The sequence below is a fragment of the Neisseria sicca VK64 genome (assembly GCF_000260655.1).
Classification (GTDB): Bacteria; Pseudomonadota; Gammaproteobacteria; order Burkholderiales; family Neisseriaceae; genus Neisseria; species Neisseria sicca_B.
On the sequence record NZ_AJMT01000171.1, the window covers coordinates 1 to 23,206 of the forward strand.

The following is a 23,206-nucleotide window of genomic DNA, read 5'->3' on the forward strand; positions in this document are numbered from 1 at the left end:
GAAAAACTGTCGAAAATATGGTAACAGGATTTGTCTATTATTCGTTTGTTGCCGCCCTAAGTCATTGTGGGGTCGTCTGAAAACGTATCTCTTGAGATATTTGATGATGTTCCATATGCCATTTATAGGTTGGAAGGTAACAAACCAATGACAAAAAAGCGGCTTGGAAGATGTCCTTGCCGCTTTTTTAAGTTCGCTGATATAGGGTAAAGTTATCCGTCTTTCTATTAAAGCGACCGCAGAAGCAGTTTTTTGTATGTCAAACAGTTTTTTGTTGATAATACGAAGGCTCAAGATCGGAACGGCTGAGGCTGAATGTTTATCATGAAATGCCAAGAAATGTTTGAGGTCGTCTGAAAAGCCATTTTGTCATTTCATCCGTGTGATAAAAGTTTGTCAGTCGGCGTTAGCGCCCCCGATTTTTGCATCCAACCCCTTCATATCTTATAAATATTATGATTAATGTCCAACATCTAGATTTTTACTACGGCAATACGCAGGCATTGTACGATGTCTCGGTTGAGCTTCCGCAGGGCAGTATTACCGGATTAATCGGACCTAATGGTGCCGGCAAATCCACTTTGATGCGTTGTATGGCAGGATTGGAAATCCCGACATCCGGCGATGTCTTGCTTGACGGTCTGCCTATTCTTGATAATCCGCGCGAAAGTTTTTCCAAACTCGGCTATCTGCCTGATTTTTTTGGGTTGCCGGATGGTTTGAGCGTAATCCAGTGCTTAACTTATGCCGCCAAATCCCGCGGTATTCCTGATGCGCGACTTCCTGATTTGCTGCTGGAAACCGTTCGCCTGCTTAATTTGGAACATAAATTGTATGCCAAAGTCAGCGACCTTTCCCGTGGTCAGAAACAGCGTGTCGGTATCGGGCAAGTCATCATCCATCGTCCTAAGTTCTTGCTTTTGGATGAACCTGCCAGCGGTCTTGACCCTGAGGCACGACATGAATTGTCTTTGTTGCTGCTGAAGCTCAAAGATGAAGGCATGAGCATTTTGGTGTCGAGCCATATTCTTTCCGAGCTGGACGAATATTGTTCGCATATGCTGGTTATCAAAGGCGGACGTGTTCAGGCATTTCAATCTGTTAATGATGATGTTAACGAAGATCAGACTGTTTCGCTGCAATTTGTCGGTTTGGATGAATCCATATTCGAGCGGGTCCGCAATATGGAAGGCGTGAAGCAGGCAGAATGGAACAATCATGCCGTTACCGTCATATTGGATGCGGGAGAAGAAGCACGTGCGGCCTTGTTGCGCAAACTGTTTGAACAAAACCTGCCTTTGAGCGAAGCTGCCGTCATTAAAGCGTCGCTGCTAAACAGTTATCAAAACAGCCTCAATCTCCACGAGCAGGAGCAACAAGAGCAACAGGAGCAAGCCGATGGACAATAAATTGAATATCCCCAAAATCCGGGTTAACGCCGAATTTCAAAGGCTGATGTGGCTCAACATGAGCTGGGGCATGATTGTAGGCATCATCATACTCTACAGCCTGTTTGTTTTTGCCACCCCCAATTCTGGAGACTTGGTGGAATATATTGCCGGTATTGGTGCGTTCGGTACCGGCATTTCAAATATCGCCCTTTATCTGCAGATTGAGCGCAGTTTGCGCCAAGATGTATCCAGCAATGCATTTGACCAGTTGCGTATGTCCTCTTTGTCTCCGTGGCAGATGGCTTGGGCGAGGATTGTTGTCGCGCCTTTGACTGGTTGGGTTATTTTCCTTGTCGGCTGGATACTGCTCGGCCTAACGATGTCTCATTTCAACCATGAAGACAACGATGTTTTCATCATGTGGTTGACTATGCCGCTCTACTCATGGGCACTCGCCTGCATAATATTGGTTAATGCTTTGCAGTTCAAACGCGGCAACGATCAATGGGAAGGATCTCTGTTGCAACTCCTATTGCTGTTTGTTGTCATGGTCATGTTCGTAACCGGTATGTTGTCCGCCGCGGAAGATCTTTCATACTTGAGTGAAGGTGTATCCAATACAGTATCTCCAATTATTGCTTCCATTGTTTCTGTTGTCTTATGCAGCGTTGCCGCCCGCGCGGCTATGGCAGAACGCCTGCATCTGCGCTCTTCCCGATTGACTTTTATCGTACTTGGACTTCTTACGCCTTTAGCTGCGATTAGCTTCGTAAGCAACTATAAACAATTGCTGTATATTTGCGCCGTAGCTTATGGCGGCATGAGTATTTTGTCTTTGATTACGCAGAAGCAGACGACCTTTTCTTCTATTGGAGAATTTGTCCGTGCACGTAATAGAAAACCGAAGTGGGCGATTGCTTCGTTGCCTGCTTGGATGATTCTTTTGCCTTTGGGATTGATTTGTGCCGTATTGTTGTCAGCAGACATGGTATGGGTATACATAGGACAATTCTTTCTCCTCATACTGCTGGTTTTTTCCATCAACCAAATGAAATGGCGATACAACAACATTACCATCACATTATTGATATACCTGCTTCTTCGAGGTCTTTGGTTCGTGATTGCATCGTAACAGGAGCGTATTTTCCTGTTTTGCACCCTGCCTTTAGCCATAGAGAGGTTGGGAGGTAGGATAGGATAAAGGTCGTCTGAAAACCGGTTGGCAAGGTTTTCAGACGACCTTTTTGTCTATACGCAAATGAATTCGGCTGTATCGAGGCCGTCCATGCTTTTCCGTCCCAAACTCATGTGCAACGGCATTTAAATATCAGTTAAGAAACAAGGCCCAAAACCGCCCCTGCCTTGTCGGAATCGCCGAATGACGGTACTATGCGCAGTTAACAGCTTGATTGCCGTTCGGATGGTCATGCGTCCGGGCGAGGTTTTAAATTCAGTATCTTATTTGAAAGCAGAAAATGATTAACGATATTCAAAAAACAGCGGAAAGCAAAATGCAGCGCTCGGTAGAAGTGCTGAAAGAGAATTTGGCGAAAGTGCGTACCGGCCGTGCGCATACCGGTCTGTTGGACCAAGTGGAAGTCGAATACTGGGGCAGTATGGTTCCGGTCAGCCAAGTTGCCAACGTGACGCTTCTGGACGCGCGCACCATCGGCGTGAAACCTTTTGAAAGCAATATGGCGGCGAAAGTCGAGAAAGCCATCCGCGATTCAAACTTGGGTCTGAACCCGGCAGCCGTCGGCGATTTGATCCGTGTGCCTATGCCTATGTTGACCGAAGAGCGCCGTAAAGATTTGATTAAAGTCGTACGCAGCGAGGCGGAAGAAGGACGCGTGTCCATCCGCAACGTGCGCCGCGATGCAAACGATCACATCAAAAAACTCTTGAAAGACAAAGAAATTTCCGAAGACGAAGCACGTCGCGGCGAAGAAGCGGTTCAAAAACTGACCGACAAATACATCGCCGAAGCCGACAAAACGCTGGCTGCCAAAGAAGAAGATTTGATGGCGATTTAAACCCTTGTCCGCGGCGTTTCAGACGACCTTTGAACCGCCGCGCTGCGAAAGGCAGATATGAAGAGCAGCACGCAGACCATTTTGGAACATACTTCGGTTCCGAAGCATATCGCCGTGATTATGGACGGCAACGGCCGTTGGGCGAAAAAGCGTTTCCTTCCCCGCGTGATGGGGCATAAACGCGGCTTGGACGCGTTGGAAAATATGGTGAAGCATTGCGCCAAACTGGGTGTGCAATATCTGACCGTGTTTGCCTTTTCGACTGAAAACTGGCGCCGCCCCGAAGACGAAGTGTCGTTCCTGATGGGGCTGTTTTTGCAGGCTTTGCAAAAACAGGTGCGCCGTCTGCACGAAAACAATATGCGCCTGAAGGTGTTGGGCAGCCGCGAACGCTTCAACCGGCAGATTCTGCAAGGCATCGAAGAAGCGGAAGCGTTGACGGCGAACAATACCGGCCTGACCCTGAGCATCGCCGCGGATTACGGCGGCCGCTGGGATATTTTGCAGGCGGCAAACAAACTGATTGCCGAAGGCGTATCCGAGATTACGGAAGACGCGCTGGCGAAACACTTGATGCTGGGCGATGCGCCGGAACCGGATTTGTTCATCCGCACCGGCGGCGAAACGCGCATCAGCAATTTCCTGCTTTGGCAGATGGCGTATGCCGAACTTTATTTTACCGATACCCTGTGGCCCGATTTTGACAGCAAAGCCTTGGACGATGCTGTCGCCTCGTTCCAAAAACGCGAACGGCGCTTCGGACGCACTTCGGAACAGCTGCCGGTAGAGCAGCAAAGGGGTTAAAAATGTTGAAACAACGGATTATCACGGCGCTGTGGATGCTGCCGTTGATGCTTGGTATGCTGTTTTACGCGCCGCAATGGCTGTGGGCGGCATTTTGCGGGTTGATTTCCCTGGTTATGCTGTGGGAATACGCCCGCATGAGCGGATTGGAAAAACTGAAAACCAATCATTATCTCGCCGCGACACTGGTGTTCGGCGTGATTGCCTATGCAGGCGGTTGGACGCTGCCGGATATCGTCTGGTACGCCGTTTTGGCGTTTTGGCTGGTCGTTATGCCTTTGTGGCTGAAATTCAAATGGAAATTGAACGGCGGCTGGCAGGCTTATACCGTCGGCTGGCTTTTGGTCATGCCGTTTTGGTTCGCACTCATGTCCCTGCGCCCGCATCCCGATTACGCCTTGTCGCTGCTCGCCGTGATGGGTTTGGTGTGGGTTGCCGATGTTTGCGCTTATTTCAGCGGCAAAGCGTTCGGCAAACACAAAATCGCACCGACCGTCAGCCCCGGCAAGAGCTGGGAAGGCGCAATCGGCGGCGCGATTTGCGTGGCAGTGTACATGACTGTGGTGTGGTGGGCTGGTTGGCTCACGTTTGACGCAGGCTGGTTCAATACCGTGTTAATCGGTTTGGTGTTGACCGTTGTCAGCGTATGCGGCGATCTGTTGGAAAGCTGGCTCAAACGCGCGGCGGGCATCAAAGACAGCAGCAATCTGCTGCCCGGACACGGCGGCGTGTTTGACCGCGTGGACAGCCTGATTGCCGTCATCAGCGTCTATGCCGCCTTTGAAAGCTTGTTCTGAAGCGGTTATAGTGGATTAAATTTAAATCAGGACAAGGCGATGAAGCCGCAGACAGTACAGATAGTACGGAACCGATTCACTTGGTGCTTCAGCACCTTAGAGAATCGTTCTCTTTGAGCTAAAGCGAGGCAACGCCGTACTGGTTTAAAGTTAATCCACTATAAAAATCGTTGGAACACATCAAACACAATATCGAATAAGCGTTTTCAGACGACCTTTCCGACCTCAAGCCTAAAGGTCGTCTGAAATCCGAAAGCAGTACATAAAGAACACACCATGACACCACAAGTCCTGACCATATTAGGCAGTACCGGCAGTATAGGCGAAAGCACGCTGGACGTTGTCTCCCGCCACCCCGAAAAATTCCGCGTATTCGCGCTGACGGGGCATAAGCAGGTTGAGAAACTGGCGGTTCAATGCCGGACGTTCCGCCCCGAATATGCCGTCGTTGCCGATGCGGAACACGCCGCTCGGCTTGAAGCCCTGTTGAAACGCGACGGTGCGGCGACGCAGGTTTTACACGGCGCGCAGGCATTGGTTGATGTGGCGTCTGCCGATGAAGTCAGCGGTGTCATGTGCGCCATTGTCGGAGCGGCGGGCCTGCCTTCCGCGCTGGCGGCGGCGCAAAAAGGCAAAACCATTTATCTGGCGAACAAAGAGACGCTGGTGGTTTCCGGCGCGTTGTTTATGGAAACCGCCCGCGCAAACGGCGCGGCAGTGTTGCCCATCGACAGCGAACACAACGCCATTTTCCAAGTTTTGCCGCGCGATTACACAGGTCGTCTGAACGAACACGGCATCCGTTCGATTATCCTGACCGCTTCCGGCGGCCCGTTTCTGACGGCCGATTTAGGCATATTCGACAGCATTACGCCTGCCCAAGCGGTCAAACACCCCAATTGGAGCATGGGGCGCAAAATCTCCGTCGATTCCGCCACCATGATGAACAAAGGTTTGGAGCTGATTGAAGCGCATTGGCTGTTCAACTGCCCGCCTGATAAACTCGAAGTCGTTATCCATCCGCAGTCCGTGATACACAGCATGGTACGCTACCGCGACGGCTCCGTGCTGGCGCAACTGGGCAATCCCGATATGCGTACGCCCATCGCTTATTGTTTGGGCTTGCCCGAGCGCATCGATTCGGGTGTCGGCGATCTGGATTTCGACGCATTGTCTGCGTTGACCTTCCAAAAGCCCGACTTTGACCGCTTCCCTTGTCTGAAGCTTGCCTATGAAGCCATGAACGCGGGCGGAGCCGCACCCTGCGTCTTGAACGCCGCCAACGAAGCTGCCGTCGCCGCCTTCTTGGACGGGCAGATTAAGTTTACCGACATTGCCAAAACCGTCGCCCACTGTCTCGCACAAGACTTTTCAGACGACCTCGGCAATATCGAAAACCTGCTGGCGCAAGACGCCGTTACCCGCAGGCAGGCGCAGGAATTTATCGCCGCATTGGGATAAACCGTGCCGCAACGATAAAAAATGACAGGTCGTCTGAAAACCCGCCCACCCGTCATGTGTGGCGGACAAAACGGCAGACTGACTTTATAATCGGCAAAATAACGCCAATAATATTTTCTACACATTGCGAATGCTTTTCAGACGACCCCTGCCTTGATACGTCGTCTGAAACATCGACAACGTCAACCCATACCCAACCAGAGAGATTCTTTTGCAAACCCTTCTAGCTTTTATTTTCGCTATCCTGATTTTGGTCAGCCTGCACGAGTTCGGACACTACATCGTCGCCAGATTGTGCGGCGTCAAAGTCGTACGCTTTTCCGTCGGCTTCGGTAAGCCGTTTTTCAGCAGAAAGCGCGGCGATACCGAATGGTGTTTGGCGCCCATCCCGTTGGGCGGCTATGTCAAAATGGTCGATACGCGCGAGGGTGAAGTAGCGCCGTCCAACCTGCCTTACGCCTTCGACAAACAGCATCCTGCCAAACGCATCGCCATCGTCGCCGCAGGCCCGCTGACCAATCTCGCGCTGGCGGTTCTGCTTTACGGCTTGAGTTTTTCCTTCGGCGTTACCGAAATCCGCCCTTATGTCGGCATGGTCGAGCAAAATACCATTGCCGCCAAAGCCGGTTTTCAGCCCGGAGACAAAATTATTTCGGTTAACGGCGTTAACGTCGGCGAGTGGGAAAAAGCCCAGCAAGAAATCGTGTTGAACATCGAGTCAGGCAAGGTAAATGTTGCCGTTCAGACGAGCTCGGGGCAAAAAACCATGCGGATTATCGATGCCGCCGGCACGCCCGAAGCAGGTAAAATTGCGAAAAACCAAGGCTATATCGGGTTGTCGCCTTTTAAAATCACCACCCGTGTCGGCGAAATGACAGAAAACAGCCCGGCTGAAAAAGCCGGTTTGAAAAAAGGCGACAAGCTGATCAGTGCCGATGGACAAGACATCGAGTCTTGGCAGCAATGGGTGGAAATCGTACGCCAAAGCCCGGGCAAGAAAATCGAATTGAGCTACGAGCGCAATGGTCAAACTTTTCAGACGACCATCCGCCCCGACAGTATCCAGCAACCCGACAGAACGCTGGTCGGCAGGGTAGGCTTCGGTCCTCAGGGCGACGAAGCGTGGGCAAAAGAAATCAAGCGCGAATATAAGCCGTCTGTCGCAGAAGCATTTGCGATGGGCTGGGACAAAACCGTCAACAACGCTTGGATGACGGTAAAATTCTTCGGAAAACTGATTACAGGCAATGCCTCCCTGAACCATATTTCAGGCCCGCTGACCATTGCCGACGTCGCCGGAAAAACGGCACAGCTGGGATTTCAAAGCTATTTGGAATTCCTCGCGTTGGTCAGCATTAGTTTAGGCGTGTTGAACTTGTTGCCCATTCCCGTGTTGGACGGCGGGCATTTGGTGTTCTACACTGCCGAATGGATACGCGGAAAGCCCTTGAGCGAGCGCATACAGGCAATCGGCCTGCGACTCGGACTGGCTGCCATGCTGTTCATGATGGCACTGGCTTTCTTTAATGACATCAACCGTTTGTTTGGATAATTTTATGAAATTGAAACAGATTGCTTCTGCTTTGATGGTATTGGGCATGTCGCCTTTGGCGTTTGCCGACTTCACCATTCAAGACATCCGCGTCGAAGGTTTGCAGCGCACCGAACCGAGTACGGTCTTCAACTACCTGCCCGTCAAAGTCGGCGACCAATTCAGCGACGCACGCAGCGAAGAAATCATCAAAAGTCTGTATGCGACCGGTTTTTTTGACGATGTCCGCGTAGAGACCATGGGCAATCAGGTCTTGCTGACCGTTATCGAACGCCCGACCATCAGCACGCTGAACATCACTGGCGCGAAAATGCTGCAAAACGATGTAATCAAGAAAAACCTTGAATCCTTCGGTTTGGCGCAATCCCAATACTTCAATCCGGCCACGCTGAGCCAGTCTGTCGCCAGCCTGAAGGAAGAATACAAAAGCCGCGGCAAACAGTCGGTCCAAATCACGCCGACCGTCACCAAACTCGCGCGTAACCGCGTTTCCATCGACATCGCCATCGATGAGGGTAAAACCACCAAGATTACCGACATCGAATTTGAAGGCAACAAAGTCTATTCCGACCGCAAGCTCATGAAACAAATGTCTTTGAGCGAAGGCGGCATGTGGACTTGGCTGACTAAGAGCAACCAGTTTAACGAGCAAAAATTCTCGCAAGACATGGAGCGCGTCAGCGAGTTCTACCAAAACAACGGCTATTTCAATTTCCGCATTCTGGATACCGACATCCAGACCAACGAAGACAAAACCAAGCAAACCATCAAAATCACGGTTGACGAGGGCGAACGCTTCCGTTGGGGCGACGTGCGCATAGAAGGCGACACCCGCGAAGTGCCGAAAGAAGAGCTGCAAAAACTGCTGACTATGAAGAAGGGCAAATGGTACGAACGCGCCCAAATGGTCAAATCGCTCGAAGCCATTCAAAACCGCATGGGTACGGCAGGCTACGCGTTCAGCGAAGTCAACGTTCAGCCAGTGCCTAATGCCGAGACCCAAACTGTCGATTTCGTCCTGAATGTCGAACCCGGCCGCAAAATTTATGTGAACGAAATCAACATTACCGGCAACAACAAAACCCGTGATGAAGTCGTGCGCCGCGAATTGCGTCAGATGGAATCCGCGCCTTACGACACTTCCAAGCTGCAACGTTCCAAAGAGCGTGTCGAGCTGCTGGGCTACTTCGACAACGTACAATTCGATGCTGTACCGGTTGCCAATACGCCCGACCAAGTCGATTTGAACATGAGCGTGAACGAGCGTTCTACCGGTTCGCTGGATATGAGCGCGGGCTGGGTTCAGGATACCGGCTTGGTCATGTCTGTGGGCGTTTCCCAAGACAACCTGTTCGGTACGGGCAAATCCGTTTCCCTGCGCGCCTCACGCAGTAAAACCACGCTGAACGGCTCGCTGTCGTTTACCGATCCGTATTTCACACCCGACGGCGTGAGCCTCGGTTACGATATTTACGGCAAGTCTTACGACCCGCGTAAAGCCTCTTCCAGCGCGAAACAATATAAAACCACCACCGCAGGCGCGGGCGTGCGCATGGGCATCCCCGTTACCGAATACGACCGCGTCAATTTGGGTCTGGCGGCGGAACACCTGACCGTGAATACCTACAAAGGCGCGCCTAAACGTTATGCCGACTTTATCAACCAATATGGTAAAGGCACGGACGGCGTGGGCAGCTTCAAAGGCTGGCTGTACAAAGGTACGATCGGCTGGGGACGCAATAAAACCGACAGCGCCTTGTGGCCGACCCGCGGTTACATGACCGGCATCAACGGCGAAATCGCCCTGCCGGGCAGCGACCTGCAATACTACACACTGACCCACAACCAAACCTGGTTCTTCCCGCTGACCAAAGACTTCACCCTGATGCTCGGCGGCGAAGTCGGCGTCGGCAACGGTTACGGCAAAACCAAAACCATGCCGTTCTTTGAAAACTTCTACGGCGGCGGCTTAGGCTCCGTACGCGGTTACGAGAGCGGCACGCTGGGTCCGAAAGTCTATGACGAATACGGCGAGAAAATCAGCTACGGCGGCAACAAAAAAGCCAACGTTTCCGCCGAGTTGCTGTTCCCGATGCCGGGCATCAAAGATTCCCGCTCCGTCCGCCTGAGCCTGTTTGCCGACGCGGGCAGCGTATGGGACGGCAAAACTTATAACGACAGCAGTAGCAATACCTACTACACCAACAATGCCGCTCAAAACCCATACGGCTTAGGCAAGACCCACAAATCGACCTTCAAGGAAGAGTTGCGCTACTCCGCCGGTGCGGCAGTAACTTGGCTCTCGCCGCTGGGTCCGATGAAGTTCAGCTACGCCTACCCGATCAAGAAAAAAGACAGCGACGAAATCCAACGCTTCCAGTTCCAATTGGGTACCACATTCTGACGTAGGCAGAAAAAGGTCGTCTGAAAACTGACATCCCTATGCGGTCAAACGTTTTCAGACGACCTGAAGGAAAAGGGGCAGGGCGTTCTGCCTCTTTTTAAAAACAAACCGATATCCCGCTGATTGGCGGGATACAAAATCAAGGAAATCCAGATGAACATCATTGCCAACGCCTTCCGCCTCGGCGGCGCGGCTTTATTGGGCTTCGGGTTGATGAACCAAGCTGCGGCGGCGGAAGCCGTACAGAAAATCGGCTTTATCAATACCGAGCGCGTTTATCTTGAGTCCAAGCAGGCGCAACGCATTCAGACGACCTTGGAAAAGGAATTCCGCGGCCGTCAGGACGCTTTGCAGAAATTGCAGCAAGAAGGCGAAAAGCTCGAAAAATCCCTGTCCGAAGGCAAATTGCAGGGCAAAGAGCGTGAAGCTGCGGCAAAACGCTGGGGCGAGCTGGTTCAGCAGTTCCGCAAGAAACAGGCGGAGCTGGCAGAAGACTACAACCTGCGCCGCAACGAAGAATTTGCCGCCCTCCAGCAAAACGCCAACCGCATTATCGTCGATCTTGCCAAACGCGAAGGCTACGATGTCATTTTGCAGGACGTGATTTACGTCAACGCGCGTTACGACATTACCGACAGCGTGATTAAAGCCCTGAATACACGTTAATCGGAAGGCTGAACGAGATACAGCAAACCTGTTTTCAGACGACCTCTTTCACTCGAAGGGTCGTCTGAAAATCCAATAAACGATATAATTACCTGTCTTATCACTCCTGCCGGCATACGTTTTAGGCAAACCGTTCTGTCCGACTGCTCCCGCCGTCCCTTTCAGACGACCTCATCCCAAAGCTTACGAAACATCATGACTTCAAAAACCTACACCCTGTCCCAAATCACAGCGCAGCTTGGCGGCGAATGGCGCGGCAAGGACATTTCCGTCGCCGCCGTGCGCCCGCTCGCAGACGCGCAGGCGGAACACATCAGCTTCCTCGCCAATCCGAAATACAAAGCCGAAGTCCACGACAGCAGCGCGGGTGCGGTCATCGTTTCTGCCAAAGCAGTGGACGAATTTGAAGGGCGCAACCTGATTGTCGCCGACGACCCCTATCTCTATTTCGCCAAAGTCGCCCGCCTGTTTTCGCCCATCGTCAAAGCGCGTGGCGGCATCCATCCGACCGCCGTCGTCGAGGAAAGTGCGACCGTTCCCGCCAGCTGCGAAATCGGCGCAAACGCCTACATCGGTGCGAACACCGTACTCGGGGAAGGCTGCCGCATCTTGGCAAATGCCGTTGTCCAACACGATTGCAAACTGGGCGACGAAGTCGTCCTGCATCCCAACGCCGTCGTTTATTACGGCTGCACACTGGGCAACCGCGTCGAAATCCACAGCGGCGCAGTCATCGGCGCGGACGGATTCGGACTCGCCTTCGCCGGCGATTCATGGTTTAAAATCCCGCAAACCGGCGCGGTAACGCTGGGCGACGACGTAGAAATCGGCTCGAACACCAACATCGACCGCGGCGCAATGAGCGACACCACCGTCGGCAACGGTACCAAAATCGACAACCAAGTCCAAATCGGACACAACTGCAAAATCGGTTCGCACACCGTCATCGCCGCCAAAACCGGCATCTCAGGCAGCGTTACCATCGGCAGCTACTGCATTATCGGTGGCGGCGTCGGTACGGTCGGACACATCGAAATCGCCGACAAAACCACCATCGGCGGCGGCACGTCCGTGACCCACAGCATTACCGAAAGCGGCAAACACCTCGCCGGCATCTTCCCGATGTCCACCCATAAAGAATGGGCGCGCAACGCCGTTTACATCCACCGCTTAAGCGAAATGAACAAACGCCTCAAAACATTGGAAAACCGTCTGAGCGACAGCGAAAAAGACGAATAACCCCACAATCGGTTTACATGGCGGATGCGCTTTAAATCCAACAAAGCGGCAAAGCCTGCCGTTTTAAAGCCCCCGCGATGAAACCGCCCAGCCAACCCCGAAATACCAAGGAATACGACGAACATGGACGTACAACTCCCCATCGAAGCCAAAGACATCCAAAAACTCATTCCCCACCGCTACCCGTTTTTGCAACTCGACCGCATCACCGCCTTCGAGTCCATGAAAACCCTGACCGCGATTAAAAACGTCACCATGAACGAGCCGCAGTTCCAAGGCCATTTCCCCGACCTGCCCGTCATGCCCGGCGTACTCATCATCGAAGCCATGGCGCAAGCCTGCGGCACACTCGCCATCCTCAGCGAAGGCGGCCGCAAAGAAAACGAATTCTTCTTCTTCGCCGGCATAGACGAAGCCCGCTTCAAACGCCAAGTTATCCCCGGCGACCAGCTTGTTTTCGAAGTCGAGCTGCTGACCAACAAACGCGGCATCGGCAAATTCAGCGCCGTCGCCAAAGTGGACGGACAAGTCGCCGTCGAAGCCATCATCATGTGTGCCAAACGCGTGGTTTGAGTGTTCAGAAAAAGGTCGTCTGAAAGTTTTCAGACGACCTGTTGCCGTCGCGCATCTTCGCGGCAACACGACAGGAAAGGAAAAACATGACCCTCATCCACCCGACCGCCGTCATTGACCCCAAAGCCGAACTCGACTCAAGCGTCAAAGTCGGCGCGTATACCATCATCGGTCCCAACGTCCAAATCGGTGCGAACACCGAAATCGGACCGCATACCGTCATCAACGGCCACACCACCATCGGCGAAAACAACCGCATTTTCCAATTTGCCAGCCTCGGCGAAATCCCGCAGGACAAAAAATACCGCGACGAGCCGACCAAGCTGATTATCGGCAACGGCAACACCATCCGCGAATTCACCACCTTCAACCTCGGCACGGTAACCGGCATCGGCGAAACCCGCGTCGGAGACGACAACTGGATTATGGCGTACTGCCATCTCGCGCACGACTGCGTCATCGGCAACCACACCATCTTCGCCAACAACGCCTCGCTTGCCGGACACGTTACCATCGGCGACTACGTCGTCTTGGGCGGCTACACGTTGGTGTTCCAGTTCTGCCAAATCGGCGATTACGCCATGACCGCCTTCGCCGCAGGCGTACACAAAGACGTACCGCCTTATTTCATGGCGGCAGGCTACCGCGCCGAACCCGCAGGCATCAACAGCGAAGGCATGCGCCGCAACGGCTTCACCGCCGAGCAGATCGCCGCCGTCAAAGATGTGTATAAAACCATCTACCACCGCGGCATCCCGTTTGAAGAAGCCAAAGCCGACATCCTCCGCCGCGCCGAAACGCAAGCCGAGTTGGCGGTGTTTAAAGACTTCTTCGCCCAATCCACGCGCGGAATTATCCGCTGATTGGGAGAAACCGTACCGACAGGCAGGATTAAGGGCTGAAAGCCGTAGCGGCGAAAAGGTTTGAATAGAAACTGGGTGCTGTCCGCAAACCGTTTCAGACGACGTTGTCGCACCGTCAGCCTTGTCCTTTTCCTGTTTGGCGCGGGAATGACTGCCGTCCAAACATTCGTCTTCAGTCCAATAGAAAAGGTCGTCTGAAAACCGGGTAAACCAAGTTTCAGACGACCTTTTGATTTTATGGCACGATGTCCGTCATGCGGATTTTAGGGGAATGGGGCGGCATCTTCTGCGTGGGCAATGCCTGCCGTTCCGCCCGCTTAGTGGACGTGGCTGCTTTCTACGCCGCCTTTGATTTCGCCATAGACTTGAGCAGAACTGCCTTGTCCGGATTGGGCGGCGCAGGCGTTGAGGAGCAGGAGGGCGGTGGTGAGGAAGATGAATTTTTTCATGCTGGTTTCCTTTGTTTGGATGGGAGGGGAGGTCGTCTGAAACCCAATAATATAGTGGATTAACTTTAAACCATTACGGCGTTGCCTCGCCTTAGCTCAAAGAGAACGATTCTCTAAGGTGCTGAAGCACCAAGTGAATCGGTTCCGTACTATCTGTACTGTCTGCGGCTTCGCCGCCTTGTCCTGATTTTTGTTAATCCACTATAAGGTTACAGACGACCTTTTTTACCAATGCGACGCCATATTGTCGCGGTGGATGAGTTCGTCTTCGTGGGCGTAGCCTAATTTTTCGGCGATGCGCTCGGACGGGGTTTGCAGGATTTTGGCGGTTTCGCCGCTGCTGTAATTGGTGAGGCCGCGGGCGATTTCTTTGCCGTCGGTATCGAGGATGGCGACGAGTTCGCCGCGGTGGAAATGTCCGTCCGCGCGGATGCAGCCGACGGGCAGCAGGCTGGCGTGTTGTTCGGTCAGGGCTTTTGCCGCGCCGCTATCGACGGTCAGGCTGCCGGCGGTTTGGACGTGTCCGAGCAGCCATTGCTTGCGGGCGGCGACGCGGCTGTGCGCGCTGGTAAAGAGCGTGCCTATGCTTTCGCCTTGTTTGAGGCGGACGAGGACGTCGGGTTCGCCGCCCCATGCGACGACGGTGGCGGCTCCGCTGAGTGCGGCGCGTTTGGCGGCTCTCACTTTGGTGTACATGCCGCCTGTGCCGACGCTGCTGCCCGCGCCGCCCGCCATGCTTTCGAGGTCGGGATGGTCGGCTGCTATGGTCGGAATCAGTTTGGCTTGCGGATTTTTGCGCGGGTCGCTGTCGTACAGGCCTTTTTGGTCGGTCAGAAGGACGAGGGCGTCGGCTTCGATGAGGTTGGTCACGAGCGCACCGAGGGTGTCGTTGTCGCCGAGTTTGATTTCGTCGGTGGTAACGGTGTCGTTTTCGTTGATGACGGGGACGATGCCTTTGGACAACAGGGTTTGCAGGGTGCTGCGGGCGTTGAGGTAGCGGGTGCGGTTGCTCAGGTCGTCGTGGGTGAGCAGGATTTGGGCGGTGCGGATGCCGTGCGGTGCGAACGCGGTTTCGTAGGCTTGGGCAATGCCGGTTTGCCCGACGGCTGCTGCGGCTTGCAGTTCGTTGATGGCGGTGGGGCGTTTGCTCCAGCCCAGCCGTTTGATGCCTTCGGCGATGGCACCGCTGGAAACGAGGACGGTTTGCACGCCTTGTTTGCCCAGTTCGGCGATTTGCGCCGCCCAGCGGTCGAGTGCGGCTTGGTCTATGCCTTTGCCGCCTGCGGTAACGAGGCTGGAGCCGACTTTGACGACAAGGGTGCAGATGTTGGAAAGGTTTTGCAGGGACATGGTTTTTCTCGCTGGGGATATGGGGCGGCTTCGGACGGGTTGTTAAACGTAAAAAGGTCGTCTGAAAGCGCGAAAACTGATTTTCAGACGACCCCTATGGGGCTGTCAATACGCGGTATCGTGAAATTGCTAAAAGACAGGCGGGATTCGGTGAGCCGACTGTTGATGCCAATACGATACAAAAAGGTCGTCTGAAAACCACGATACGGGTTTTCAGACGACCTTTGATTTATTTGGTGTACACGAATATCAAATACTCTGCGTATAGCCAGCCTACCTACATCGATACGGCGGATAGCAGATACCGTATCGGCAACCAGGCGGGTCGGACATCTCGACTATGCTTTACCGAACACCTTCTCCAAATGCGCCCGATAATCCGCCAAATACTGCTCCACCTGCGGATTCTTGATCACATCGTTGCAGATGAACGAGGGCAGGCGCGTGGTGCCGAGGAACTCGTTGGTCTTGTGGAAATGCAGGTACACGCCGTCCACGCCCGCGCCCTCAAAGAAATCGCCTTCGCGGGTAAACGCCTCAATCGGCGCGTTCCAAGTGGATGAAATCATGTGTTTTTTGCCATGCAGCAAGCCGCCCGTGCCGTAGCCTTCCGTCGGGTTGACACGGTGGCGGCCGTCGTTGGCCACCAGCTTGTTTTCGCCCACGCCTGCGGTAAACACTTCATCGATATATTTTTTCACCGTCCACGGCTCGCCCATCCACCAGCCGGGCATCTGCCAGATGACCGCGTCCATCCACAGCCATTTTTTCACTTCGGCATCTTTGTCGTAGCCTGCTTCAATCACGGTTTCCTTCACCGCATGGCCGAGTGCGGTCAGCGTGTCGCGCGCGGTTTGGTGCAGCGTGTGGTTCAGGCGGCCGGCGGAATGGCCGAAATGTTGGCCGCCATCAATTAACAGAATATTCATGTTGGTCTCTCAAATATTTGCGTTGAAAAAGCATTATTGTACCCCGATGCTTTATAATGAAAACAGCAATAATTGCAAAACACTTTTCTAGAAAACGCAACAATGAAAACCCATTCGGACGAACTGGCCGTGTTTGTGCAGGTGGTGGAAAGCGGCAGTTTCAGCCGCGCGGCAGAGCGGCTCGGGCTGGCCAACTCCGCCGTCAGCCGCACCGTGAAGCGGCTGGAAGACAAACTCTCCGCCAACCTGCTCAACCGCACCACTCGCCAACTGCGGCTCACCGAAGAAGGCTGCCGCTTTTTCGAGCGCGCGCGGCAGATACTGCACGACATCGAAGCCGCCGAGGCTGAAATCCTCTCCGCAGGCGGCGCGCCGCAGGGCGTGCTTCGGGTGGATTCCGCCACGCCCACGCTGCTGCACCTCGTCGCCCCGCTGGTACGCCCGTTCTGCGAACGCTATCCGCAGGTGTCGCTGCTGCTCACCTCGTCTGAAGGCTACATCGACCTCATCGAGCGGCGCGTGGACATCGCCATCCGCGCAGGCAGCCTGCACGACTCCGCCCTGCGCGCCCGCCATCTGTTTGACAGTCGTCTGAAACTCGTTGCCGCGCCCGATTATCTCGCCCGTCACGGTACGCCCCAAACCGTCGCCGACCTGTCGCAGCACACCCTCATCGGCTTCTCCGAGCCCAAAACCCTGAACAACTGGCCGTTTGCCGACATCGGCCACACGCCTTACGCCGCCGTGCCGCAACTGTCCGCCAACAGCGGCGAAACCATCCGCCGCCTGTGCCTGGAAGGCAACGGCATCGCCTGCCTGTCGGATTTCACCGTCGCCACCGATATCGCAGCGGGACACCTGCACGAACTCCTGCCCGACCGCGCCTTGAACGAAGCCAAACCGTTTTACGCCGTCTATTACGGCGACAATGCCGTCAGCCCGAAAATCCGGGCTTTTGTGGATTTTTTGGTAGAACAAGTCAATTAAAGTACGTTTTTAAACACTAAGTCTTTCCGAACTTGCCCAAGATACAAAAAGGTCGTCTGAAAACCAAGATACAGGTTTTCAGACGACCTTTGCTATGGCGGAACGGCTTTACGCTTCGACCGGTTTGCCGCGCAGGGAGAAGGTGTAGGCTTCGGTGATTTCCAAATCGATCATTTGGTTGATCATATCGGGCGTGCCGGTGAAGTTGACCACGCGGTTGTTGGCGGTACGGGCTTGGAGCTGGTCGGGGTCTTTTTTGGAGATGCCTTCGACCAGACAGCGTTGTACGGTACCTATCATGGTTTGGTTGATGCGGGCGGTTTCGGCTTCGATGACTTCGTTCAGGGCTTCGAGGCGGCGCACTTTTTCGGCGTGCGGGGTGTCGTCCGGCAGGTTGGCGGCGGGCGTACCGGGGCGCGGGCTGTAAATGAAGACGAAGCTCAAATCGAAGGCGATGTCTTTCACCAGCTTCAGGGTTTGCTCGAACTCGCGTTCGGTTTCGCCGGGGAAACCGACGATGAAGTCGCTGCTCAGGCACAAGTCGGGGCGGATGGCGCGCAGTTTGCGGATGATGGATTTGTATTCCAAGGCGGTGTAACCGCGTTTCATCGCGCTCAATACGCGGTCGGAACCGCTCTGAATCGGCAGGTGCAGGTGCGACACCAGCTTGGGCAGGTCGCGATAGCACTCGATAATCGAGTCGGTAAACTCGCGCGGGTGGCTGGTGGTAAAGCGCATACGTTCGATGCCGGGGATTTCGTGGACGATGCGCAGCAGGGTGGCGAAGTCGCAGATTTCGCCGTCTTCCATTTCGCCGCGATAGGCGTTGACGTTTTGTCCCAAGAGGTTGATTTCTTTCACGCCTTGCTGGGCGAGGTTGGCGATTTCGGTCAAAACGTCGTTCAGCGGGCGGGAGAATTCTTCGCCGCGGGTGTAGGGGACGACGCAGAACGAGCAATATTTGGAACAACCTTCCATGATGGACACGAATGCTGCGCCGCCTTCGACGCGGGCGGGCGGCAGGTGGTCGAATTTTTCGATTTCGGGGAAGGAAATATCGACTTGCGACAGGCCGCTGGTTTCTTTATCCACAATCATTTTGGGCAGGCGGTGCAGCGTTTGCGGGCCGAAGACGACGTCCACATAAGGCGCGCGTTTGATGATGTTTTCGCCTTCTTGGGAGGCGACGCAGCCGGCAACGCCGATGATGAGGTCGGGATTTTTTTCTTTGAGCGGGCGCACGCGGCCTAAGTCGGAGAACACTTTTTCCTGCGCTTTTTCACGCACGGAGCAGGTGTTGAAGAGGATGATGTCGGCTTCGTCGGCTTCGGTCACTTGTTCGATGCCGCCGTTTTCTTCGGCGAGTACGGCGAGCATTTTTTCGCTGTCGTATTCGTTCATTTGGCAGCCGAAGGTGCGGATAAATACTTTTTTCATGGTTTGTGTCTTTCTCAGGTAGCCCGTAATTGCGGGGCTGATTGTTATGGAAATCTTCATTTCAGACGACCTTGGGAACGTAGACAGGTCGTCTGAAACACTGATTCGTCAGGGCGCAAAAATGCGCGGTTGCGCTGCTGCGGCTGCAACAGCCAACCACGCGGTGTGTGTTTGGGTCGTCTGAAACGGGCAAACGACGGCTTATTGCGCGTCTTTTTTAACCTCGTCGCGGACTTCTTTTTGCGCGGTAAAACGGGAGGCTTCGTCGTCGGTCAAAACCCACACTTCGCGCACGAGGGCGTTGGTGTCGTTGTGTTTGAAGGCGATGGTTTTGCCGGTTTTTCCCGCCAGCCGCCCCATTGGGATGAAGCGGTCGTTTTCGTCGTGGATTTTGGTGAAACGGGTAATCTGCAGCTTGGCGGAATTGCCGTCGGCAAGGCCCAGCGTCAAGAGGCGCGTCCATGAGAAGCCGCCACGGCTCACTTTCAGATAAGGCAGTTCGACCTGTTTCAAAACCGCCGCGTCCATATCGCTCGGCAGCTTGCGCTGGGCGGCGTAGGAGACGGTGGAAACCAAAAGGGTAAGCATTAAAATGAATCCGCGTAACATGATGTTTTCTTTATGGTATAAATGGGTGCGGATTATAGCACAAACGCTTCAAATATGAACAGAGTGATTGTTTTTACAGAACAATTTTCATTTTCAGATACGACGTTGCGCCGTGGCGGTTTGGGCTTTCGGGGTCGTCTGAAACGGCTGGCGCGGGCAATCTGATGATAAAATACCGCTTATTTTTCAGACGACCTCAGAAAGAATCCGCTATGAACCGTAACGAAACCTTGTTTGACCGCGCCAAAGCCATCATCCCCGGCGGCGTAAACTCCCCCGTCCGCGCATTCGGCAGCGTCGGCGGCGTGCCGCGCTTCATCAAAAAAGCCGAAGGCGCGTATGTTTGGGACGAAAACGGCACGCGCTACACCGATTACGTCGGTTCGTGGGGGCCTGCGATTGTCGGACACGCGCACCCCGAAGTCATCGAAGCCGTGCGTGAAGCCGCGTTGGGCGGTTTGTCGTTCGGCGCGCCCACCGAAGGCGAAATCGTCATCGCCGAAGAAATCGCCAAAATCATGCCGTCCGTCGAACGGCTGCGCCTCGTCAGCTCCGGCACCGAAGCGACCATGACCGCCATCCGCCTCGCCCGCGGCTTTACCGGACGCGACAAAATCATCAAATTCGAAGGCTGCTACCACGGCCATTCCGACAGCCTGCTGGTCAAAGCCGGCAGCGGCCTGCTCACCTTCGGCAACCCGTCTTCCGCAGGCGTTCCCGCCGATTTCACGAAACACACCTTAGTCCTCGAATACAACAACATTGCCCAGCTTGAAGAAGCGTTCGCCCGCAACGGCGACGAAATCGCCTGCGTCATCCTCGAACCCTTTGTCGGCAATATGAACCTGGTCCGCCCGACCGAAGCCTTCGTCAAAGCCCTGCGCGAATTGACCGAAAAACACGGCGCGGTGTTGATTTACGACGAAGTGATGACCGGCTTCCGCGTCGCGCTCGGCGGCGCGCAGTCGCTGCACGGCATCACGCCCGACCTGACTACGATGGGCAAAGTTATCGGCGGCGGTATGCCGCTTGCCGCGTTCGGCGGACGCAAAGACATCATGGAATGTATTTCCCCGCTGGGCGGCGTGTATCAGGCAGGCACATTATCAGGCAACCCGATTGCCGTCGCCGCCGGCTTGAAAACGCTTGAAATCATCCAGCGCGAAGGCTTTTACGAAAACCTGACCGCCTTGACCCGCCGCCTCGCCGACGGGCTTGCCGCCGCCGCCAAAGCGCACGGCATCGAGTTCACCGCCGACAGCGTGGGTGGTATGTTCGGCCTGTATTTCGCCACCCGCGCCCCGCAAAACTACGGCGACATGGCGCGTTCCAATATCGACGCCTTCAAACGCTTCTTCCACGGCATGCTCGACCGCAACACCGCCTTCGGCCCGTCCGCCTATGAAGCGGGCTTCGTCTCCGCCGCGCACACGCCCGAGCTGATTGACGAAACCATCGCCACCGCGCACCAAGTGTTTGCGGAAATGGCGAAATATAGTGGATTAAAATAAAAATGAGACAAGGCGGCAACGCCCGCCGTGTACGGTTAGTACATAAGGACGTTGGCAACGCCGTATCATTGCAATTTTAATCCACTATAAGGCGGAATGGCTTGCCGTCAGGGCAGTGCGGGCGACGCCGCTTGATTCGCGGCAATCCGTCCACAAGACAAAAAGGTCGTCTGAAAACCTAAATTTGGGTTTTCAGACGACCTTTCGTTTGGGGAAGGCAGGTTTGCCCTTACGCCTCTTTGCGCGTCAGATGGCGCACAGACGCGGCGATTTCGTCCGCCATCCGACGGCTGGCGCCTTGATGGCCGGCGACGAAGCGTGCCGCCTGTTGGGCGAAGTGGCTGCGTTCGCTCGGGTTTTCCAAACAGGCTGAGACGAAGGTGCGCCATTCGTCCGCATTCTGCACCTGCACCGCCGCTTGGGCTTCCAGCGCGCTGCGGCAGGCAGCGGCAAAGTTGTAGGTGGAAAAGCCGAACACGGTCGGAATGCCGCAGGCTATCGGCTCGATGATGTTTTGACAGCCGCTGTCCACGAGGCTGCCGCCGACAAAGGCGACATCCGAACTGAGGTAGTAGGCAAAGAGTTCGCCCATGCTGTCGCCCACCCAGACTTGGGTTTGTCGGGAAACCGGCAGGTTGTCGCTGCGTTTTTGAACGGTATAACCCAATGCCTGCGCCGTTTCAAAGGTCGTCTGAAAACGCTCCGGATGGCGCGGAACGACGACCAGCAAGGCATCGCCGGCATATTTTTTCCACGCTTCGAGCAAGAGCGCCGCTTCGTCTTGGTCTTTGTAAAAGCGGGTGCTGGCGCAGACGGCGACGGGGCGCGTGCCTATGCGTTCGCGGAAGGCCGCCGCCAGCGCGCGCATCCGTTCGGGCGGGGAAATATCGTATTTGGTGTTGCCACAGACATGGACGTTGGACGCGCCGATCAAGTGCAGCCGCTCCGCGTCTTCGGCGGTTTGCGCGAAACAGCCGCTTAAGGTTTGCAGCGCAGGCTCGAACAGGTTGCGGATTTTCAAATAGCCGCGCTGCGATTTTTCAGACAGGCGGGCGTTGGCGAGAAACAGGGGGACGTGCGCGTCGGCGCAGGCGTGCATGAGGTTGGGCCAGATTTCCGTTTCCATCAGTACGCCGAACAGGGGGCGGTGTTCCTTCAGGAATTGGGCGACCCATTCGGGTTTGTCGTAAGGCAGGTAACGGCATTGCGCGTCGGGGAACAGTTCTTTCGCGGCGGCGCGTCCGGTCGGCGTCATTTGGGTCATGAGCAGCGGCGCGTCGGGGAAATGGCGGCGCAGTGCTTCCACCAAGGGCTGCGCGGCACGGGTTTCGCCAACCGATACGGCATGCACCCAAATCGGATGCTGCACAGGCCGGTCAAACGGTTCGCCGAAACGCTCGCCCCAATGGTAGAGATAGGCGGGCGATTTGACGGCGCGCTTTTTGAGATAGTGGCGGATAAGCGGCGGCGCGATGCGCCATAATTGCGTGTAAAACCAACGATTCATGTATTCCACTCGAAAACGGTACGGACGGGGTGGCGGACGGGACGGAATGTAGGCGGTTGACGGTTTCAAGCTGCCTGTCGCCGAACCTCCGGTTTCCCGAGCCTATTCTAGCCGATTTTGCCGCTTCGCCCACGCCTCTTTTGAACTGACTTGATGTAACGGCGGAAAAAGGTCGTCTGAAAACCCGAAATCCGATTTTCAGACGACCTGTCTTGGTTGCGTCGCAGCGGTTTACGCCGCTTTCTTTTCGCGTATCGGCAGGTTCAGCAAAGCCGCCGTCCCCGCCAACACCGCGTCGGCATACCACATCCAGCCGTAATCGTTGAACCGGTAAATCACGATGCCGCCGATATACGAGCCTAAAAAGCCGCCGATTTGGTGGCTCAACATCGTCAGTCCGAACAGCGTCGCCAGATAGCGCGTGCCGAACAGTTTGCCCGTAATCGCAGCGGTCGGGGCGACGGTGGCGAGCCAAGTGAAACCGAGCGCGGCGGCAAAAATGTAGAAATTGACGTCGGTTCTCGGGGCGGCAAGGTATATCAGCACCATCGCTACGCGCGAGGCGTAGAGTCCGAACAAAACGTATTTGCCCAAAAACCGCCCCGTACACCAGCCCGAAAAAATGCAGCCCGCGATGTTCGCCA

The 23,206-nt window shown here is 54.7% G+C and carries 21 protein-coding genes and 1 pseudogene; 14 read left to right on the forward strand and 8 right to left on the reverse strand.

What is annotated here, in order from left to right; all coding sequences use genetic code 11:
* Nucleotides 1-455 precede the first annotated feature (455 nt).
* From HMPREF1051_RS09505 to HMPREF1051_RS09525, 5 genes are all read left to right on the forward strand, one after another.
* Nucleotides 456-1,409 carry an ABC transporter ATP-binding protein gene (locus HMPREF1051_RS09505; RefSeq protein WP_003767839.1) on the forward strand — a complete coding sequence of 318 codons (954 nt, stop codon included), beginning with the start codon at nucleotides 456-458 and terminating at the stop codon, nucleotides 1,407-1,409.
* A complete protein-coding gene (locus tag HMPREF1051_RS09510; RefSeq protein ID WP_003767859.1) occupies nucleotides 1,399-2,523 on the forward strand; it encodes a hypothetical protein in 1,125 nt (374 codons plus the stop codon). The genes HMPREF1051_RS09505 and HMPREF1051_RS09510 overlap by 11 nt, the downstream gene beginning before the upstream one ends.
* A gap of 343 nt (nucleotides 2,524-2,866) precedes the next feature.
* Nucleotides 2,867-3,424 carry a ribosome recycling factor gene (gene frr / locus HMPREF1051_RS09515; RefSeq protein WP_003758927.1) on the forward strand — a complete coding sequence of 186 codons (558 nt, stop codon included), beginning with the start codon at nucleotides 2,867-2,869 and terminating at the stop codon, nucleotides 3,422-3,424.
* A 57-nt stretch (nucleotides 3,425-3,481) separates the two neighbouring features.
* Complete coding sequence (locus HMPREF1051_RS09520) at nucleotides 3,482-4,228, forward strand: isoprenyl transferase (protein WP_003758925.1); 747 nt, start codon at nucleotides 3,482-3,484, stop codon at nucleotides 4,226-4,228.
* A 2-nt stretch (nucleotides 4,229-4,230) separates the two neighbouring features.
* Nucleotides 4,231-5,025, forward strand: a complete 795-nt coding sequence (locus HMPREF1051_RS09525; RefSeq protein ID WP_003767868.1) for a phosphatidate cytidylyltransferase — start codon at nucleotides 4,231-4,233, stop codon at nucleotides 5,023-5,025.
* Between the two features lie 118 nt (nucleotides 5,026-5,143).
* On the opposite strand, the gene HMPREF1051_RS14910 is transcribed toward HMPREF1051_RS09525, so the two are convergent.
* Nucleotides 5,144-5,308: a hypothetical protein gene (locus HMPREF1051_RS14910; RefSeq protein WP_003767828.1), complete on the reverse strand. Its 165-nt coding sequence runs from the start codon at nucleotides 5,306-5,308 to the stop codon at nucleotides 5,144-5,146.
* Here HMPREF1051_RS14910 and ispC point away from each other — a divergent pair.
* The 7 genes from ispC (at nucleotide 5,302) to lpxA (ending at nucleotide 13,783) form a co-directional block, all read left to right on the forward strand.
* Nucleotides 5,302-6,486: a 1-deoxy-D-xylulose-5-phosphate reductoisomerase gene (gene ispC, locus HMPREF1051_RS09530; protein ID WP_003767863.1), complete on the forward strand. Its 1,185-nt coding sequence runs from the start codon at nucleotides 5,302-5,304 to the stop codon at nucleotides 6,484-6,486. The two genes, HMPREF1051_RS14910 and ispC, sit on opposite strands and share 7 nt — an antisense overlap.
* A gap of 211 nt (nucleotides 6,487-6,697) precedes the next feature.
* A complete protein-coding gene (rseP, locus tag HMPREF1051_RS09535) occupies nucleotides 6,698-8,038 on the forward strand; it encodes an RIP metalloprotease RseP (protein ID WP_003767848.1) in 1,341 nt (446 codons plus the stop codon).
* 4 nt (nucleotides 8,039-8,042) lie between these two features.
* Nucleotides 8,043-10,442 (forward strand): outer membrane protein assembly factor BamA, encoded by a 2,400-nt coding sequence (gene bamA, locus HMPREF1051_RS09540; RefSeq protein ID WP_003758915.1) that lies wholly within the window; start codon nucleotides 8,043-8,045, stop codon nucleotides 10,440-10,442.
* 162 nt (nucleotides 10,443-10,604) lie between these two features.
* Nucleotides 10,605-11,108, forward strand: a complete 504-nt coding sequence (locus HMPREF1051_RS09545; RefSeq protein WP_374968210.1) for an OmpH family outer membrane protein — start codon at nucleotides 10,605-10,607, stop codon at nucleotides 11,106-11,108.
* Between the two features lie 195 nt (nucleotides 11,109-11,303).
* The gene (gene lpxD / locus HMPREF1051_RS09550; RefSeq protein ID WP_003767855.1) at nucleotides 11,304-12,347 is read left to right on the forward strand and encodes a UDP-3-O-(3-hydroxymyristoyl)glucosamine N-acyltransferase; all 1,044 of its coding nucleotides are present in this window, start codon (nucleotides 11,304-11,306) and stop codon (nucleotides 12,345-12,347) included.
* A gap of 123 nt (nucleotides 12,348-12,470) precedes the next feature.
* Complete coding sequence (gene fabZ, locus HMPREF1051_RS09555; protein WP_003741990.1) at nucleotides 12,471-12,920, forward strand: 3-hydroxyacyl-ACP dehydratase FabZ; 450 nt, start codon at nucleotides 12,471-12,473, stop codon at nucleotides 12,918-12,920.
* Between the two features lie 86 nt (nucleotides 12,921-13,006).
* Nucleotides 13,007-13,783: an acyl-ACP--UDP-N-acetylglucosamine O-acyltransferase gene (gene lpxA, locus HMPREF1051_RS09560; RefSeq protein ID WP_003767866.1), complete on the forward strand. Its 777-nt coding sequence runs from the start codon at nucleotides 13,007-13,009 to the stop codon at nucleotides 13,781-13,783.
* A gap of 317 nt (nucleotides 13,784-14,100) precedes the next feature.
* Here the strand turns inward: lpxA and HMPREF1051_RS15480 are convergent, their stop codons facing one another.
* The 3 genes from HMPREF1051_RS15480 to HMPREF1051_RS09570 all read right to left on the reverse strand — a co-directional run bounded on the left by HMPREF1051_RS15480 (nucleotide 14,101) and on the right by HMPREF1051_RS09570 (nucleotide 16,511).
* Nucleotides 14,101-14,232, reverse strand: coding sequence for a hypothetical protein (locus tag HMPREF1051_RS15480; RefSeq protein WP_003767833.1), 132 nt, complete (start codon nucleotides 14,230-14,232; stop codon nucleotides 14,101-14,103).
* 225 nt (nucleotides 14,233-14,457) lie between these two features.
* Nucleotides 14,458-15,582 (reverse strand): glutamate 5-kinase, encoded by a 1,125-nt coding sequence (gene proB / locus HMPREF1051_RS09565; RefSeq protein WP_003767824.1) that lies wholly within the window; start codon nucleotides 15,580-15,582, stop codon nucleotides 14,458-14,460.
* A 338-nt stretch (nucleotides 15,583-15,920) separates the two neighbouring features.
* Nucleotides 15,921-16,511 carry an NAD(P)H-dependent oxidoreductase gene (locus tag HMPREF1051_RS09570; RefSeq protein ID WP_003767836.1) on the reverse strand — a complete coding sequence of 197 codons (591 nt, stop codon included), beginning with the start codon at nucleotides 16,509-16,511 and terminating at the stop codon, nucleotides 15,921-15,923.
* Between the two features lie 102 nt (nucleotides 16,512-16,613).
* Here HMPREF1051_RS09570 and HMPREF1051_RS09575 point away from each other — a divergent pair, with 102 nt between their 5' ends.
* On the forward strand, nucleotides 16,614-17,498 hold the full coding sequence (locus HMPREF1051_RS09575; RefSeq protein WP_003767880.1) for a LysR family transcriptional regulator: 885 nt from the start codon (nucleotides 16,614-16,616) through the stop codon (nucleotides 17,496-17,498).
* Between the two features lie 108 nt (nucleotides 17,499-17,606).
* Here HMPREF1051_RS09575 and miaB read toward each other — a convergent pair whose 3' ends face one another.
* A complete protein-coding gene (gene miaB / locus HMPREF1051_RS09580) occupies nucleotides 17,607-18,935 on the reverse strand; it encodes a tRNA (N6-isopentenyl adenosine(37)-C2)-methylthiotransferase MiaB (RefSeq protein WP_003743791.1) in 1,329 nt (442 codons plus the stop codon).
* Nucleotides 18,936-19,136: 201 nt separating this feature from the next.
* Entirely contained in the window at nucleotides 19,137-19,544 is a 408-nt protein-coding gene (locus HMPREF1051_RS09585; RefSeq protein WP_003767845.1) for a hypothetical protein, read from the reverse strand.
* A 212-nt stretch (nucleotides 19,545-19,756) separates the two neighbouring features.
* On the opposite strand from HMPREF1051_RS09585, the gene hemL reads away from it, so the two are divergent.
* Complete coding sequence (hemL, locus tag HMPREF1051_RS09590) at nucleotides 19,757-21,055, forward strand: glutamate-1-semialdehyde 2,1-aminomutase (protein ID WP_036492838.1); 1,299 nt, start codon at nucleotides 19,757-19,759, stop codon at nucleotides 21,053-21,055.
* 229 nt (nucleotides 21,056-21,284) lie between these two features.
* Here the strand turns inward: hemL and waaA are convergent, their stop codons facing one another.
* Complete coding sequence (waaA, locus tag HMPREF1051_RS09595; RefSeq protein ID WP_003767875.1) at nucleotides 21,285-22,562, reverse strand: lipid IV(A) 3-deoxy-D-manno-octulosonic acid transferase; 1,278 nt, start codon at nucleotides 22,560-22,562, stop codon at nucleotides 21,285-21,287.
* 231 nt (nucleotides 22,563-22,793) lie between these two features.
* A pseudogene (locus HMPREF1051_RS09600) lies at nucleotides 22,794-23,206 on the reverse strand (MFS transporter); the annotation flags it as partial.

Excerpts from the sequence above, each read along its gene's own strand:
- HMPREF1051_RS09505 (WP_003767839.1), top strand. The coding sequence starts at position 456 with ATGATTAATGTCCAACATCTAGATTTTTACTACGGCAATACGCAGGCA.
- HMPREF1051_RS09510 (WP_003767859.1), top strand. The coding sequence starts at position 1,399 with ATGGACAATAAATTGAATATCCCCAAAATCCGGGTTAACGCCGAATTT.
- frr (WP_003758927.1), top strand. The coding sequence starts at position 2,867 with ATGATTAACGATATTCAAAAAACAGCGGAAAGCAAAATGCAGCGCTCG.
- HMPREF1051_RS09520 (WP_003758925.1), top strand. The coding sequence starts at position 3,482 with ATGAAGAGCAGCACGCAGACCATTTTGGAACATACTTCGGTTCCGAAG.
- HMPREF1051_RS09525 (WP_003767868.1), top strand. The coding sequence starts at position 4,231 with ATGTTGAAACAACGGATTATCACGGCGCTGTGGATGCTGCCGTTGATG.
- ispC (WP_003767863.1), top strand. The coding sequence starts at position 5,302 with ATGACACCACAAGTCCTGACCATATTAGGCAGTACCGGCAGTATAGGC.
- bamA (WP_003758915.1), top strand. The coding sequence starts at position 8,043 with ATGAAATTGAAACAGATTGCTTCTGCTTTGATGGTATTGGGCATGTCG.
- lpxD (WP_003767855.1), top strand. The coding sequence starts at position 11,304 with ATGACTTCAAAAACCTACACCCTGTCCCAAATCACAGCGCAGCTTGGC.
- fabZ (WP_003741990.1), top strand. The coding sequence starts at position 12,471 with ATGGACGTACAACTCCCCATCGAAGCCAAAGACATCCAAAAACTCATT.
- lpxA (WP_003767866.1), top strand. The coding sequence starts at position 13,007 with ATGACCCTCATCCACCCGACCGCCGTCATTGACCCCAAAGCCGAACTC.
- HMPREF1051_RS15480 (WP_003767833.1), bottom strand. The coding sequence starts at position 14,232 with ATGAAAAAATTCATCTTCCTCACCACCGCCCTCCTGCTCCTCAACGCC.
- proB (WP_003767824.1), bottom strand. The coding sequence starts at position 15,582 with ATGTCCCTGCAAAACCTTTCCAACATCTGCACCCTTGTCGTCAAAGTC.
- HMPREF1051_RS09570 (WP_003767836.1), bottom strand. The coding sequence starts at position 16,511 with ATGAATATTCTGTTAATTGATGGCGGCCAACATTTCGGCCATTCCGCC.
- HMPREF1051_RS09575 (WP_003767880.1), top strand. The coding sequence starts at position 16,614 with ATGAAAACCCATTCGGACGAACTGGCCGTGTTTGTGCAGGTGGTGGAA.
- miaB (WP_003743791.1), bottom strand. The coding sequence starts at position 18,935 with ATGAAAAAAGTATTTATCCGCACCTTCGGCTGCCAAATGAACGAATAC.
- HMPREF1051_RS09585 (WP_003767845.1), bottom strand. The coding sequence starts at position 19,544 with ATGTTACGCGGATTCATTTTAATGCTTACCCTTTTGGTTTCCACCGTC.
- hemL (WP_036492838.1), top strand. The coding sequence starts at position 19,757 with ATGAACCGTAACGAAACCTTGTTTGACCGCGCCAAAGCCATCATCCCC.
- waaA (WP_003767875.1), bottom strand. The coding sequence starts at position 22,562 with ATGAATCGTTGGTTTTACACGCAATTATGGCGCATCGCGCCGCCGCTT.